14 protein-coding genes are annotated in these 14,103 nt (G+C 36.1%); 4 read left to right on the top strand and 10 right to left on the bottom strand.

Annotation, left to right across the window (positions count from 1 at the left end; genetic code table 11):
• Positions 1–13: 13 nt before the first annotated feature.
• Positions 14–1,453: a glycosyltransferase family 39 protein gene (locus J7K93_03985; GenBank protein ID MCD6116153.1), complete on the top strand. Its 1,440-nt coding sequence runs from the start codon at positions 14–16 to the stop codon at positions 1,451–1,453.
• A 2-nt stretch (positions 1,454–1,455) separates the two neighbouring features.
• Entirely contained in the window at positions 1,456–2,043 is a 588-nt protein-coding gene (locus J7K93_03980) for an HAD-IB family hydrolase (protein ID MCD6116152.1), read from the top strand.
• Between the two features lie 118 nt (positions 2,044–2,161).
• On the opposite strand, the gene typA is transcribed toward J7K93_03980, so the two are convergent.
• The 7 genes from typA to J7K93_03945 all read right to left on the bottom strand — a co-directional run bounded on the left by typA (position 2,162) and on the right by J7K93_03945 (position 9,435).
• Complete coding sequence (gene typA / locus J7K93_03975; protein MCD6116151.1) at positions 2,162–3,967, bottom strand: translational GTPase TypA; 1,806 nt, start codon at positions 3,965–3,967, stop codon at positions 2,162–2,164.
• A 300-nt stretch (positions 3,968–4,267) separates the two neighbouring features.
• Positions 4,268–5,374: a right-handed parallel beta-helix repeat-containing protein gene (locus tag J7K93_03970; protein MCD6116150.1), complete on the bottom strand. Its 1,107-nt coding sequence runs from the start codon at positions 5,372–5,374 to the stop codon at positions 4,268–4,270.
• 161 nt (positions 5,375–5,535) lie between these two features.
• Complete coding sequence (locus J7K93_03965) at positions 5,536–6,555, bottom strand: DUF3187 family protein (protein MCD6116149.1); 1,020 nt, start codon at positions 6,553–6,555, stop codon at positions 5,536–5,538.
• Between the two features lie 186 nt (positions 6,556–6,741).
• Positions 6,742–8,016, bottom strand: a complete 1,275-nt coding sequence (locus tag J7K93_03960; GenBank protein MCD6116148.1) for a tetratricopeptide repeat protein — start codon at positions 8,014–8,016, stop codon at positions 6,742–6,744.
• 119 nt (positions 8,017–8,135) lie between these two features.
• Positions 8,136–8,621, bottom strand: coding sequence for a WG repeat-containing protein (locus tag J7K93_03955; GenBank protein MCD6116147.1), 486 nt, complete (start codon positions 8,619–8,621; stop codon positions 8,136–8,138).
• A 344-nt stretch (positions 8,622–8,965) separates the two neighbouring features.
• Complete coding sequence (locus J7K93_03950) at positions 8,966–9,208, bottom strand: GlsB/YeaQ/YmgE family stress response membrane protein (GenBank protein MCD6116146.1); 243 nt, start codon at positions 9,206–9,208, stop codon at positions 8,966–8,968.
• 59 nt (positions 9,209–9,267) lie between these two features.
• Positions 9,268–9,435: a YqaE/Pmp3 family membrane protein gene (locus tag J7K93_03945; protein ID MCD6116145.1), complete on the bottom strand. Its 168-nt coding sequence runs from the start codon at positions 9,433–9,435 to the stop codon at positions 9,268–9,270.
• A 374-nt stretch (positions 9,436–9,809) separates the two neighbouring features.
• On the opposite strand from J7K93_03945, the gene J7K93_03940 reads away from it, so the two are divergent.
• Together J7K93_03940 and J7K93_03935 are read left to right on the top strand one after the other, a co-directional pair.
• A complete protein-coding gene (locus J7K93_03940; GenBank protein ID MCD6116144.1) occupies positions 9,810–10,016 on the top strand; it encodes a hypothetical protein in 207 nt (68 codons plus the stop codon).
• 117 nt (positions 10,017–10,133) lie between these two features.
• Entirely contained in the window at positions 10,134–12,014 is a 1,881-nt protein-coding gene (locus J7K93_03935; protein MCD6116143.1) for a hypothetical protein, read from the top strand.
• Between the two features lie 50 nt (positions 12,015–12,064).
• Here J7K93_03935 and J7K93_03930 read toward each other — a convergent pair whose 3' ends face one another.
• The 3 genes from J7K93_03930 to pyrF all read right to left on the bottom strand — a co-directional run.
• A complete protein-coding gene (locus tag J7K93_03930) occupies positions 12,065–12,985 on the bottom strand; it encodes a sodium:calcium antiporter (protein ID MCD6116142.1) in 921 nt (306 codons plus the stop codon).
• 12 nt (positions 12,986–12,997) lie between these two features.
• On the bottom strand, positions 12,998–13,588 hold the full coding sequence (gene pyrE, locus J7K93_03925; protein ID MCD6116141.1) for an orotate phosphoribosyltransferase: 591 nt from the start codon (positions 13,586–13,588) through the stop codon (positions 12,998–13,000).
• Between the two features lie 72 nt (positions 13,589–13,660).
• A partial coding sequence (pyrF, locus tag J7K93_03920; GenBank protein MCD6116140.1) for an orotidine-5'-phosphate decarboxylase occupies positions 13,661–14,103 on the bottom strand: 443 nt, incomplete at its 5' end.

Raw genomic sequence — 14,103 nt, 5'->3', positions numbered from 1 at the left:
AATTTCTAATGTAATGACAAAATTTATACAAGATAAAAAAAATAGTATAATTCTATTTATTTTTATATTTCTTGGTATTATTCTAAGATTTAAAGGTCTGACTTTTCAAAGTTACTGGTTAGATGAGTTGTATAGTGCAACTGTAAGTAATCCGGATAAAACATTATTAAGTGTGTGGAAGGAACTAGTTAACGTTGGAGTGCATCCACCGTTATATCAATTGATACTTTATGGCTGGTATAAAATTTTTGGATTTTCCGAATTTTCAGGAAGGAGTTTGTCCACTTTTATTGGTTCATTAGGTGTTATTTGTATGTATTTTTTGGGAAAAGAAATCTATAATAAGAAAGTGGGTTTATATTCATTAATTATTGCCTCAACGAATGTATTTTTAATCTATTTTTCTCAGGAAGTAAGATCTTATAGTTTATTGTTTTTGCTAACGGTTTTATCTTTTATATATTTCTTTAAATTTATCAAAAAATTTAAGAGAAAGTATATTTCATTATATTTATTAATTACTATTTTAATGATTTATACGCACTATTTTGGGTTTTATGTTTTAATTGCGCAGTTTTTTATTTATACACTTTATTGGGTTAAATTAAAAGAAAAACAAAAATACTTAATTGTAGTTGCTGGAATTGCATTATTAGCAATTATTATTTCTTTGCTTCCACTAAGAAAGAATTTACTTAGAAATTTATCAAGAAAGAGTTTTTGGATTATTTGTCCTCCCCCTGCCTTTGTTGTGTATTATATAAAGTATTATTTTAGAAATGTTTATTTAATTATAGTTTATTTTTATGTTTCATTAATTAGTCTCTTTTCCCTGTTTAATAAACGTGATAAAACAGATTTTAAATTTAAAACAATAATACTTTTAATCTGGATTGGGAGCGGGTATATTTTGCCCTATTTAGAGAGCGTCATATCAGTCCCTATCCTGACAGTAAGAAACACCATTATTGTCGTTCCAGCAATCATAGTGTTCCTTGCATTTGGAGTTTATTTAATTGGAACAAAAAAACAAGGCGAAATAATAGTTGCAATAATCGTTTTTTTATCAATATTCCAATTATATTATATGGGCTATTATAATAAGATAAACAAGGAGCAATGGCGTGAAGTTTTTGTAGATGCCAATAAAATTAATAACAAAATACCCATGTTTGATATTGTTTTCAACGGGTATGGGTATAGTACTTATGCAGATATGTTGGGTATGGATTTTCATATATATAGTATTGACAGCCTGCAGTCGGATTACAACAGCGGTTTTTTACCTGACTCTTTCTGGGTGCTTGATGCACATGGAGATAATATAGCACAATCTGAGTTACTGAAAAATAAGGGTCTGCGGCAGGTTTATAAAATAAGCCATTATGAGGCATGCGGTGTATTGTATTCCTATACTCCGGAAGACGATAAAAAGAATAACCTAAAGAAGTAGGCATGACAGATATAGCATTTTTTGATTTTGATGGTACTGTAACGGGGAAAGATAGTTTCCCTGATTTTATAAAGTATTCAGTTGGCAAAAAGAATTATTATTCAGGTTTAATTTTATTGACTCCTGTGCTTGCAGCATATAAGCTGAAAATAATCCCGAATTTTATTGCAAAAGAAAAATTGATTGCCTATTTTTTTAAAAATTGGGAAATAGATTATTTACAGAACATAGCCAATCAATATTCAATAAATGAAATAGATAAAATTGTAAATAGCAGGGCGATAGAAAAAATTAAGTGGCATAAGCAGAAAAATCATAAAGTTGTGATTGTTTCTGCTTCGTTGGAGTGTTATTTAAAAGCATGGTGCAGCAAGAACGATATTGATCTTATTTCAACTATGCTTGAAGTAAAAAAAAACAGAATAACAGGGAAGCTTGCTGGTAAAAATTGCTATGGTAATGAAAAATTGAATAGAATTAAGGAAAAATATAATCTTTCCGAATATAACAGTATTTATGTATATGGTGACAGTAAAGGCGATAAGCAAATGTTAGATATTGCAGATAAAAAATATTTTAGGGCGTTTTAACATGGATTTTTCGTTTTTTAGTTATTGCTTATTGGAATCTGAGTTGTGAATTTTTATTTACATTGTCAAAAGAAAATTGCTATTCAAATTAATTTTTAATGTGCGTTGAAGTTAGGATTTATATTTTTGGCCCTCGTTTTTTTCTTTCCCGAATCATTTTTGCAAGCCTTATATTCTGCGGTGTAACTTCTACAAGCTCATCTTCTGCAATGAATTCAATTGCCTGATCAAGGGACAGCATAGTAGGAGGCCTTAATGTTACTGTGGCTTCAGAAGTTGAACTGCGCATGTTGGTCAGTTTTTTCTCTTTTGTTATATTAACGTACAGGTCTGCAGTGCGGTTTCGTTCGCCTATAATCATTCCCTCGTAGACTTGCGTTCCTGTTTTTACAAACAGGGTGCCTCTGTCTACCATTGCCAACCTGGCGTAATTAGTTACACGGCCTACTCTGTCAGCAACAAGAGCGCCTGTTGTTCGTTGCGGTATTGGCCCGAACCAGGGTTCGTAACCGTTAAGAATTGAATTCATTATACCGGAACCTTTGGTGTCTGTTAGAAATTGGCTGCGGAAGCCTATGAGCCCTCTTGCGGGGATCAGGAACTCAAGATCATAACGGCCGTGGCCGTGGTTAACCATGTTAATCATACGGCCTTTACGTACGGCGAGTTTTTCAGTTATTACACCCACATAAACTTCAGGAACATCAATAAACACATGTTCTACAGGTTCGCATTTTTTATCGTCAATTATTTTTGTAACGACCTTGGGCTTTGATACTGCAAATTCATATCCTTCACGCCGCATTGTCTCAATAAGTACAGCCATCTGAAGTTCGCCTCTGCCGAAAACCTCAAATGCATCATGGCGTTCAGTATCTTCTACATTTATGGCCATATTTCCAAGTGTCTCTCTGTACAGTCTTTCTCTGATATGGCGTGAGGTCAGGAATTGGCCTTCGGTTCCGGCAAAAGGGCTTTTATTAACATAAAAAATCATTGAGAGTGTAGGTTCGTCTATATGAATGCGCTCCAAAGGCTTTGGATTCTCCAGGTCGCTGATAGTATCACCGATTTCAATATTATCAACACCTGCAAGAGCAATAATATCACCGGCTTCAGCTTTTTGTGTGTCCTTGCGTTTGAGATTTTCAAAAGTATAGAGAGCTGAAAATTTGACACCTTTCACTACTTCCTTTTTTGTACAATGGCTGTACTGCTTACCCAGTTCCAGAGTACCATTAAAAAGACGGCCTACTGCAATCTGGCCCACATATGAATCATAAGACAGGTTTGTGACAAGAAATTGGGGAATCGCCTCATCATCCGTCTCCGGACCGGGGATTTTACTGATAATGGTTTCAAACAGCGGCTTGAGGTTTTCTGAATCATCTCCGTGCTTTAAATGTGCTATTCCCGCCTTGGCATTGGTGTATAGAACAGGAAAATCTATCTGATCTTCAGAAGCATCCAAATCAATAAACAAGTCATAAACTTCATTAATTACTTCTTCAATACGCTGGTCTGAGCGGTCAATTTTGTTAATTACAAGAATGATCGGCAGTTTTTTATCAAGAGCTTTTTTAACAACAAAACGTGTTTGAGGCAGAGGGCCCTCGCTGGCATCAACAAGGAGTATTGCTCCGTCAACGAGATTGAGGCTCCGTTCAACTTCTCCGCCAAAGTCCGCATGGCCAGGTGTGTCAACAATGTTAATCTTAATACTGCCATACCGCACAGCAGTATTTTTAGCCATAATTGTGATACCTCTCTCACGTTCAAGATCCATGGAATCCATAACCCGTTCGGTAATTGTCTCATTGTCACGGTATATGCCGCTCTGTTTTAACATTCCGTCAACAAGTGTGGTTTTTCCGTGATCCACATGTGCAATTATCGCTATATTACGAATATTCTTTTTTCTCATTAGATCCTTTTCTGTCTTCTAAAACTCATTAATTTTCAAGCTGGTTAAGGTAAGAAATTTTTTGCATAAAAGATATAAAAATATTAAAAAATCGGGAATAAATTCAGAGTAAAAGCAGATATTTTCAAATATCGTTCTACTGTATTTTAATAGGAAGATTTTGCAAACTCCGGAGAAATTATTTTAAGAAAACGGAAATAATTGAATGCCTTAATAAAGCGGGTTGATTCTTAAATTGTTCTATAAAAGAACAATCTGATTATTAAGAATAACTGGTTTACATTTATTGATGTATTTTAACTATTCCATCCAGTCCACTATCCATACATCTTTCCGTAAATTATCTGAAAACTGATTCCCTGACAGTTTAATCACCTCTTGATCCGGCCAGTCCAACGTACCAAAATTCCAGACAAATATACCAAAATAGTTATTTCTGCAAATATTGTTTTCCAGAACATATCCTGTGGGAGACTGCCGGTCTTCGTCACTGACCTCAATACCTGCGCCAAGATTATTATAGCAGAGATTGTTCCTTAGTGTCACGTTTTTACCGCCGTCTAACCATAAACCTGCATCCCACCATTCATCCGCGCTGGCATCACAGTCATTATCGTATAGAATATTGCCTTCCGCCAAAACGTCATAACTGTCTTCAATCAACAAACCTCCGCCAGTATTGTGATGACTTGAATTATTTCGTATGATTATATCCTCATTTCCGTATGTATTTATCCCTGTGCCAAGTAAAATATCTTTTGTCTTTTTCGGATGAGGACCGTTTCCATACGCTTCGACTCCTTCTATCAGCACATGTTTTGAATTTTCCACATGAATTCCGTATCCTTCAAATTCCCAATCAATCAACTTTACTGCATGTCCGTTATCCTTTACAATAACATCCTTTATTATAATGCCGTCACATGCAGATACAACCAGTCCCGCATCGGTAAAATTCCGGAACAGGAGGTTCTGAAAAATCAGATTTATGCAATCTGTTGCAAAAATACCCATGGTCTTTTTATTTCCGCCATCTATAACAGGCAGTCCATTGAACCCTGCAATTGTAATTGTATCAATTTTGCTGCCAAAATTCTGCATACCGAGGCTTTCATAAAATGTTCCGGGCAGGATTAAGATTTTTCCGCCAGGTTTAATTTTTCTTAAGGCAGCAGCAAGAGTCTTTAGCGGTCTGTCTATACTTTTCCCGTCTGAACTGTCATCTCCGCTTACAGAGACATAGTATGTCTCTTTTTCAACAGATGATGATGTCCCGGTGATCCAGTTTAGTCCATCGTCTGTATTGTCATCGGAATCTCCCTGGAACAAATCACAATATGAAAGAAGCAGAATCAGGAACAAGAGGGGAAGGAATATAATGCTGTTGTACAGGTGTGATTTTCTCATAAAATTAACCCATAATTATTTGTTGAATTTCAGAATAAAGTTTCCGTGTAAATCATCAGTGCTGTTTATACAAATAAGGCATGGGAATGTAGTAACTTAGTTTTCAGACAGACCTAAGAGCGATTATTTCTTATTTCGTAGATTATACCTTTATTAGTGTTTTACTTAAATAATCGGGTTAATTCAAAATGAAACGCTACGTCCGGGCTGTTATCATAATAAAAAATATTCTCCAAAATACCGACGCCGAATGTCCAGCCTGATTTAAAGTAGTGTTTGTATCCCAGTACTATTTCAAAGGTGCGCTTGTCAAATTCATTATAGTATTTGGCAACGCCGCTCTCTACAAGTCCCTGAAAAATCCAGGAATGGCTGGTTCCGGGACGGTGATATTCAAAGGCAATCAAAGTGCTGAGATGCCATTGGCGTAATTCAAGGCCCATAATTTCTTTATCTCCGTAGTACAGAAAACCAGTATTATAATAGAGATGAAGAGGAGAAATTGAATATCCCAGTCCCAGAGCAAGCCCCAGATCAATTTTCTGGCTTCCGAAAAGTTGTTTTGTAGTGGCAGTAGGGAGTTTAACATTTCCGGTTATTACAGCATGAAATTTACTACTGCGGTTTTTTATCAGAGCATAAGTGCCTGAAAGTATCAGATTCCCGACTTGCCAGCCCGTAGCTGAGGAACCTAGAGTAAAGGTCGTATCTTTATCCGGAAGGTAAATTTCAACTGCGAATTGATTGCGGGGAAATTTGTCTCTTCCTGCCTGAGTGTAGCCGAATGTATTGTGAAATCCTTCGCTCAGTGCATCTAATATACCGCCTCCGATGTGGCGCACTGCTACCTCTGCCATTACTTCAAGGCGTGGAGTCACACCATAGGCCCCGCGGAAAACTGTTTCATGAATTTCACCGTCAATGCGGTAGAGATCCTCTTTATACAGCCACATATTTTTCCAGGTATGCTGGATATTAAGCGCCCACTGTCCTTCAGGAACAATCCAGGGAGGATGGTGCTGAAGGCCAACACGTAACTGTTGAATGGGAGACTGGCTCCTCAGAGAAAAAAATCCTGATGTCTGTTCTATCTGAGCAAAAGTAACAGACACTATCGGGAAATAAAGGATTAGTGTAATAAAAATAAATATTTTGAAATGCCTTCTATCTTTTTGTCCCATATTTCACCTCTTATCAGATGTGTGTATTTTTTATTCGGTCTAATGGTTTTTACTGGTAATAAAGGGTGCAGGGATCAACCGAATATAAGATAGTAAAAAGTAATAAGAAAAAATCAAGGTAAAGTCTTTGTAAGACCAATTATCTACAATCATGAAAACAATTGCAATCATCTCTTAAAGCCGTGTCTATTTTTTAAAATAGAGTTTTTGTTTAAGGGATTTGATTCTGTTTATTGCAGCCTGAACCAGAACAGAGTTGTCGTCTTTGTTTTTGCAATAGTCAAGAAATTTCTGATAGTATTTTATTGCAGGTTTTTTATCTTTGTAAAACTCATCATAAACAATTGCGAGATTGTAATAGGTGTAAGGATCGTCCGGGTTTAATGTAACAGCCTTTTTATAGTAATTTATGGCTTTGATATATTCCTGCTGTTTGTGTGAATTCAAACCTCTGTAAAAGTAAATCCCTTTAATAAGCGGCAGGTTAGAGCAGGCTAATGATTTTTGAAAAGCAGAATCTGCTTCTGAAAAATTTTGTTCCTCAGATAGTGCACATCCAAGATGAAAATATACGGTTGTTAAGTAGTTTTTTGTATTTAATTCCAGATATTTCTTTGCTGTACGGATACACTCTTTATTAAGTCCTATTTTACGGTAAAATTCTATTAATGCAATCAGGGCTTTTTGTTTGAACCTGCTGTTTGAATTTGCGCAAAATTCAAGCTGGGTTAACGCATCTGCTCTTTGATCCAGTTTAATATATGCATATCCAAGGTAATACCTGGCCTCATGGGATTCAGGACTTATGATTACGGCTTTATTTAATGATTTAACGGCATTTTTGTACAACCTGGAATTAAAAAAGGCAATACCAAGATTCAAAAGACCGGGATAATAAGTGCTGTCAAGTTGCACAGCTTTTGAACAAAAAACTATTGCACTGTCATTTTTGTCTGATTTTAAAAAAGAACGACCTAAAAGGTAATAAGCATACAAATTCGTAGAATCCCGGGAAATAAGTTTTGTTAAAACAGCTGTGCATGCATTGTAATTATTCTGTTTAAAAAATATTGAGCCGAGTTTTAATTGAGCGTATAAAGATGAGTCCAGTTTTATCGAAGAAGTGTACGCATGTGCAGCCTCAGCCAGCATTCCCTGCTCTTCATAAGCCTTTCCTATATAATTGTAAATAGCAGCATCTGATTTGTTGTGCTGAAGTGCATTTTTAAAACTGGAAATTGCGAGAGAATATTTTTTTTGTACCAAAAATACTCTGCCGAGATAAAGGTGTAATACCAGATTATCCGGGTCTTTCAACAGTTCCTTTTCAATAAATGCACGGGAACTGTCGTAATTTGCATTTATAAAGAAACGGAAAAATTTTGTCAGGTTTACTTCCTGTGCATGCAGGGAATATACGGAAAAAAATATTATTAAAATAAACGGCTGAAATATCTTCAATTTTTGCCCCCCGGTTTTATATAAATGCTGATATGTTAATATAATATATTGTTACTTTGATGTCAATAAAAATTAGAGGAATATGTAATATATGAAAATATTTCAGAATCAACTTAAGATTATTTTTTTATTGCTCGGCCTTTTTTATTTATATAAAACCAGTCATTACTCTTCCAGATTGAATATTCGCCTTTCTTTTCAGTTATACATTTTTTTGATACCTTTGCTAATCCATTTTTAAACGGATATGCACAATCAAACTGCGGTTTAATTATAATTTTGCCGTTCATATCAGCGTATCCGATTTTTCCGTTTTTCATAATTCTGAAAAGCCCGTCGGAAACGTAGTCCGGGCCGTTATCGTATTTAAAGATATCAAATAATTCATTGTCTGTTTTATCTATTCCGATTATTCGGCCGCCTTTTTCCATTACTATCCCGAAATTTCGAATAGTATCGGAATAACAGTAATAGTATTTTCCAATCGGGATTATTGTGTCGCCTTTTGAATTTATGTAACCTGTCGGTACTCCGACTGCGTCATATTGGCCGGAATAAATCTTGGTCAAATAGTCATCCCGGATTGAATTGCAGGATACAATCATTATCGTTATTATAATCCCAGGGATAATTCTTTTCATCTTGTGCTCCGATGTTTTTAATTTCAATAAAATAATAATTATTAATACTATCATATCGCATATGAAAAGCATGCAGTTTGTATATTTCAATATTCCGAGTCTTTGTATGTATTTTTAACTTTTGGTTTTTTAAATTTAAGAACAATGAACCTTAATTAACAATTCAAGATTGATTTTCCAATTTCACTGTTCTTGATAAATATAACTTGATAGTATTAAAATGTCAAGGGGAGCAGTATAATAAAAAGTAAATAAAAACTCCGCAGGGAACTGTCCTTGCGGAGCGGAATAAAATAAATGACTACTGTCTATTTTTTCCTGAATAAACGTATAATAAATAAAAGTATTACAGCACCTACTACAGCGGCAATTAAAGACCCTATAATCCCGTAAAATACAATCCCCAATTGGTCAAAAACAAAACCGCCCAGAAATCCTCCAATAATACCGACAATCAGATTACCGAGAAATCCGAACCCTTTACCTTTCATAATCTGTCCGGCCAGCCAGCCTGCAACTGCACCGATAATAATAAACCATAAAATATTCATTTCTCTCCTCCTTTATGATTGCATAAATAAACGGTGATACATTAATTTGATGCCTGTTATTATTTTGTAATCAAATAGAGGGCATGTATGATTCCCGGCAAATAGAAACAGATTGTAAGAAGAATGTTTATCCAGAAATCTTTTTTTACACCTTTTTTCAGATACACAGCAAGAGGCGGAAGAATAATTGCCAGAATGATTAATAAAATTTTGTTTTGCTTTGCCATTTTCGTTCTCCTTTTTAAGTTTATATAACAGGGTCAAAAATATATTATTTATATTAAAACCCGATTAAAAACGCAAACTTGTATAAAAACAGGCAATATTGCAAAAAAGGAATAAGGTAAATACGTGATTTCTGTGTAAATATATTGATTTATCCCGTTTAAGTCAAGATATTCTCTGTTTATTAATGGTCACATCTGTCAAAAATTAAACATTAAATTGCGATGGGAAGATAATAGTTTTTAAACAATGATTGTTTTTTAAGGAATTACAGCATGCTTTTATTTTGTAATATTTTTAAAATGAGGCACGTTTATTGCATATCTATAGAGATAGAGCAAGAGGAATAAACAATAATCGAGGATTGAGAAGTAAAATGATTTTATGTATTATTACAGGATTTTTGGGATTTGTCTGCGGGATTATTGGGATGGCTATTCTTGCAAGCAGCAGCCAGGCCGGACTTATTGAGAAAGAAAACACAATGCGTCAGACCCTTATGAAAGTGCTGCACTGGCATCATACGGAACAGCAAAATGATTTCCCGGAAAATGATATAAGGCAGGCTCTTACTCTGGACTGAAAAATTTATTTACAAGTATTATTCGCCCGTTACAATTTTATTTAATACAGGTTGAACAGGGCGCTTTTTTTTTGTATCTTTAGAGATGTTAAATAAAGAGTAACGGAAGCAGCAGTCATGGAAATTCCCGAGAAACAAATTGATCAAATATTAAAGAAATATAAAATAAGCCTCTCTCCGCATACTTATTCTTCATATATAAAAGATATAACCAAAAGTGAGGAAATTTTCCCATTACATGAACAATACGCTCTTATGCTTAAATTGATCAATGATTGGGAAGACAAGAAGAACCTTAAAATAATTGCAGAAATTGTTGACCTGCCTATCCAGGAGAGCCACAGCAAAAAAAATATTACTGTTTTGGGAGTGTTAAGTGTTGACTGGCCCGGCCTTTTTGATGCATGCACCGGTGTTATACATGAAATAGGATGGAATATCTCTTTTGTTAAGGGATTATCTCTTCCGGGGAAACATGATAATATCGGAATTGTGCTTATTGGGATTGAAACATCTGATAAAAAAGCTTTGAAAAAACTCTGGGAGCAAAAAGATATTATCATTTCCAGGATAAATCAAGCTGCTGTCGGCACCAAGGCAAAAACCTATCTTTTATCCGAGGAATTTCGTAAACTGGAAATCTACTCCAGGGTAATAACTTATATTGAAAAGATCTATAATAAAAATGATATAGAGAAAATCATAGGTTTAAATGGAGAGGCAGTTAAATACTTTGCAGCAAGATCAAGGGACTATATTGAAAATCGGAAAGTTGAAGATATTGCAAAACAGATAATTACAAATTATGCGTTTACATTGAAAGTTGCAGAATCCGGAGACACAATTCAGTTGGAGATAGCCAATTTTGAAACAAGCTCCGAAGGTACGTTTACAGGAATAACAGTTGCCGGGCCTGCTCATCTGCTTCATCTCGAAGACTGCCTGAAAACAATTGAGTATACAATTCCTAATTTTATACTCAAACACAACAGAGAGTTTACTACAGAAAATGGTATTTCTGTGTTTCGTATAGAATTTGTTGATTCTTCGGGAAATGCTTTAACGGAATTGGAACAGTCCAGGCTGCATCATGCCTTTTCACGGCTTGTTTTGAACAAGCAGAGAGATCGGGCTCAGTGGATAGAATCAATAGGCGGATTCGAACAATACGCCAGGGCCATCATTCCCCTTCTCGTAAGAGAGGCGGAACAATCCAATATTACTCAAGTATATCAGAGTGTCAGCCAGGCAACAGATCTTTTTATTGATTTTAAACTGATTATTGTAATACCTTCAAAGCAGGATCTGGGCAGGCGTACAATAACAACAACTGTAAACAAACTTGAAGAAGTCTCCGGGTTTCACATTCATTCTGTTAAACCGCCTAAAAAGTTCGGATCAACGAGAGTTTTTATTATTGACATGAGAGTGCACCTTACTGCAATTGAGAATACAGAAATAATTTACAATACAATAAGAGAAAAGATTTCAGAAGCAATCGGAGATTTTAGAGATTTTGATGCAGGCATGCGTACCCTGGACTCTGTAAAACTCAAGGCTGTAAGGGAAAAGCTGAAACCTGTTAATAAAAACGTTATAAGGGAATTGTATTATAGTATTGAAGATTTTTACAGGATAGGCGCACGAGGTGATGAGATAGCAGATCATATTAAGATCATACTTGACATGTTTAGTTTAATCCAGAAGAACAAAAAAACTATACTGACAATTATACGTACAACAGGCACGCTGTCTTCCTCAGGTGAATTTATCAAATCTGCAACACTTCTGTGTATATCTTATCTCCACCAACAGTATCTTTTAAAACCTATAATTGAACTTTTGGAGCCGTATGAGGTTACATTGAGCAGGCTTGAAAAATTCGGCAGAGACATACTTGTATGCCGGATTACAAAAGATGAAAAAGTCATAGATAAAAAAGATGAAGAGTATCTTCTGAAGAAAATTGGTGAAATGGAGAAAAGTCAGGGTAAATAGTTAAGAACGGAATTCCGTAATACAATACTCAATTTCATCACAAGCTTAATCTACATAAATTCAACAATCCACACAACCGCACTGAGAAGAAAAAGAAATACACCTTCAAGCCTTGACATTTTTTTCCTCGTTGCAAGGAGCACAAGAGCAGTCACAATTATTAAAAAAGTCATAATCATTGTCTGCCGTGCACTTGCTGCAACATTCATGGGCCTTATAACAACTGCAATACCCAAAACACCCATAAAATTGTAAATACAGCTTCCCACTAAATTTCCTGCAGAAATTCCATAGTGCCCTTTTAATGTTGCCATAAGTGAAGTTACAAATTCAGGCGCCGATGTGCCTGCAGCTACAACTGTTGCTCCTATAACCCATTCGGAAAGTCCTGCCATACGTGCTATTCCCACGCTTCCATTGCGTAAAAAATATCCTCCGAGAACAACAACTGCAATACCTGAAACAAGGTTAACAATATCCTTTACTGCAAGTTTTTCTTCTTTTGATTCCTCTTTGTTTTTCTTCCCGTTTCTTATTAAAAAAATATTATAAATGACAAGCCCTGTAAGAAGAATCAATCCCTCGAACCTGCTGAGATGGGTATCCCACACCATGAAAAGTACTGCAATAGTGGCACCAATAAGCACCGAGCCGTCCCTTGCAATAAGGCGCGGCGAAGTTTTTACTGATTTCACAATTGCTATACTACCAAGAATGAATCCCAGATTAAAGATGTTGGATCCTATTACATTGGAGACGGAAATATTTGATTGTCCGGTTAAAGCTGCACCTATTGTAACTGTTAATTCCGGAGCAGAAGTGCCCAGTGCTACTATTGTAAGTCCGATTATCAGTTGAGGCACTCCGAAATATCTCGCGATATTTACTGAGCTCTCAACCAGAATATCTGAACCCTTCCACAGAAGAATAATGGAAACCAGAATTTGAATTATATATAGGGTAAGGACCATTTTATCGAAAATTTATTTCAGCCCGCGGCTTCCGGGCTTGACAGGTTTGCTGCCCTGTTCACACATGGGACACTCTTCAGGGGCATAATTGTGAACTTCCATAGCCACAAGTGAAAAATAGGGTACTCCGAAATCTATTGTACCGCCGCTTCTGTCAACAACAGCACCAACTCCCGCAGGATTTGCACCCCTCTCTTTAACTATTTCTATAACTTCTTTGACTGACCCGCCTGTTGTTGTTACATCCTCAACAACGAGAACTTTTTCTCCCTCGCTGAGTTCAAAACCTCTGCGCAAGGTCATTTTACCGTCAACTCTTTCTGTGAAAATCGAACGGATATTAAGAAGTCTTGCAACTTCCTGGCCCACTACAATCCCGCCTACAGCAGGAGAAACAACAACGTCAATTTCCTGATTTTTAAAATTATTTGCGATGCCCTTGCACAGTTCAGTGCTGTATTCAGGGTATTGGAAAACTCTGGCACACTGAAAATAGACATTACTATGCAGGCCTGAAGTAAGAAGAAAATGGCCTTCAAGAAGGGCTCTTGTTTCTTTGAATACTGCAATAATCGAATCGCGGTCTTTAATATCCATTGTCATTCCCTGTCTTAATTTTAAATGAATTTAAATTTGAACGTCAGTCCGGGATAGGGCTTTTCAGTGTGATTATTTTTATAATCCTCGTACCCTGTTTATGCTGTCTCTCAATTTTTTTGCAGCGTTGCCTGCTGCTTCTGCAAAATCATCGTCTTTTGAAGCGTATATGATTCCCCTGCTCGAATTAATTACAGCAAGGTCTCCGCTTTTGCCTGCACCTGCTTTAACAGACCCTTCAAGATCTCCTCCCTGTGCTCCTATTCCGGGGATAAGGAATGGCAGGTCCTCTGCAGCAGCTCTTACCGCAGCAAGCTCATCAGGATGCGTGGCACCAACTACAAGCCCGATATTGCCGTTTTGATTCCATTCAACTGCCTTTTTTGCCACAATTTTGTAGAGTTCCTGTTCTCTGTACGTAATGTACTGAAAATCTTTTGAACTGGGATTTGATGTAAGGCATAGAATAAACACTCCCTTTTCAGCATCCTTTATAAAAGGAGATACTGAATCAAGCCCGA

This window comes from bacterium (assembly GCA_021158245.1).
Taxonomy (GTDB): Bacteria; Zhuqueibacterota; QNDG01; order QNDG01; family QNDG01; genus QNDG01.
This window is presented reverse-complemented; position numbering and strand designations above follow the sequence as displayed.

Coding starts and splice junctions, on each gene's coding strand:
- J7K93_03955 (MCD6116147.1), bottom strand. CDS start 8,621: ATGATTGTATCCTGCAATTCAATCCGGGATGACTATTTGACCAAGATT.
- J7K93_03980 (MCD6116152.1), top strand. CDS start 1,456: ATGACAGATATAGCATTTTTTGATTTTGATGGTACTGTAACGGGGAAA.
- J7K93_03970 (MCD6116150.1), bottom strand. CDS start 5,374: ATGAGAAAATCACACCTGTACAACAGCATTATATTCCTTCCCCTCTTG.
- pyrE (MCD6116141.1), bottom strand. CDS start 13,588: ATGACAATGGATATTAAAGACCGCGATTCGATTATTGCAGTATTCAAA.
- J7K93_03945 (MCD6116145.1), bottom strand. CDS start 9,435: ATGGCAAAGCAAAACAAAATTTTATTAATCATTCTGGCAATTATTCTT.
- J7K93_03985 (MCD6116153.1), top strand. CDS start 14: ATGACAAAATTTATACAAGATAAAAAAAATAGTATAATTCTATTTATT.
- J7K93_03965 (MCD6116149.1), bottom strand. CDS start 6,555: ATGGGACAAAAAGATAGAAGGCATTTCAAAATATTTATTTTTATTACA.
- J7K93_03935 (MCD6116143.1), top strand. CDS start 10,134: ATGGAAATTCCCGAGAAACAAATTGATCAAATATTAAAGAAATATAAA.
- J7K93_03950 (MCD6116146.1), bottom strand. CDS start 9,208: ATGAATATTTTATGGTTTATTATTATCGGTGCAGTTGCAGGCTGGCTG.
- typA (MCD6116151.1), bottom strand. CDS start 3,967: ATGAGAAAAAAGAATATTCGTAATATAGCGATAATTGCACATGTGGAT.
- J7K93_03930 (MCD6116142.1), bottom strand. CDS start 12,985: ATGGTCCTTACCCTATATATAATTCAAATTCTGGTTTCCATTATTCTT.
- J7K93_03940 (MCD6116144.1), top strand. CDS start 9,810: ATGATTTTATGTATTATTACAGGATTTTTGGGATTTGTCTGCGGGATT.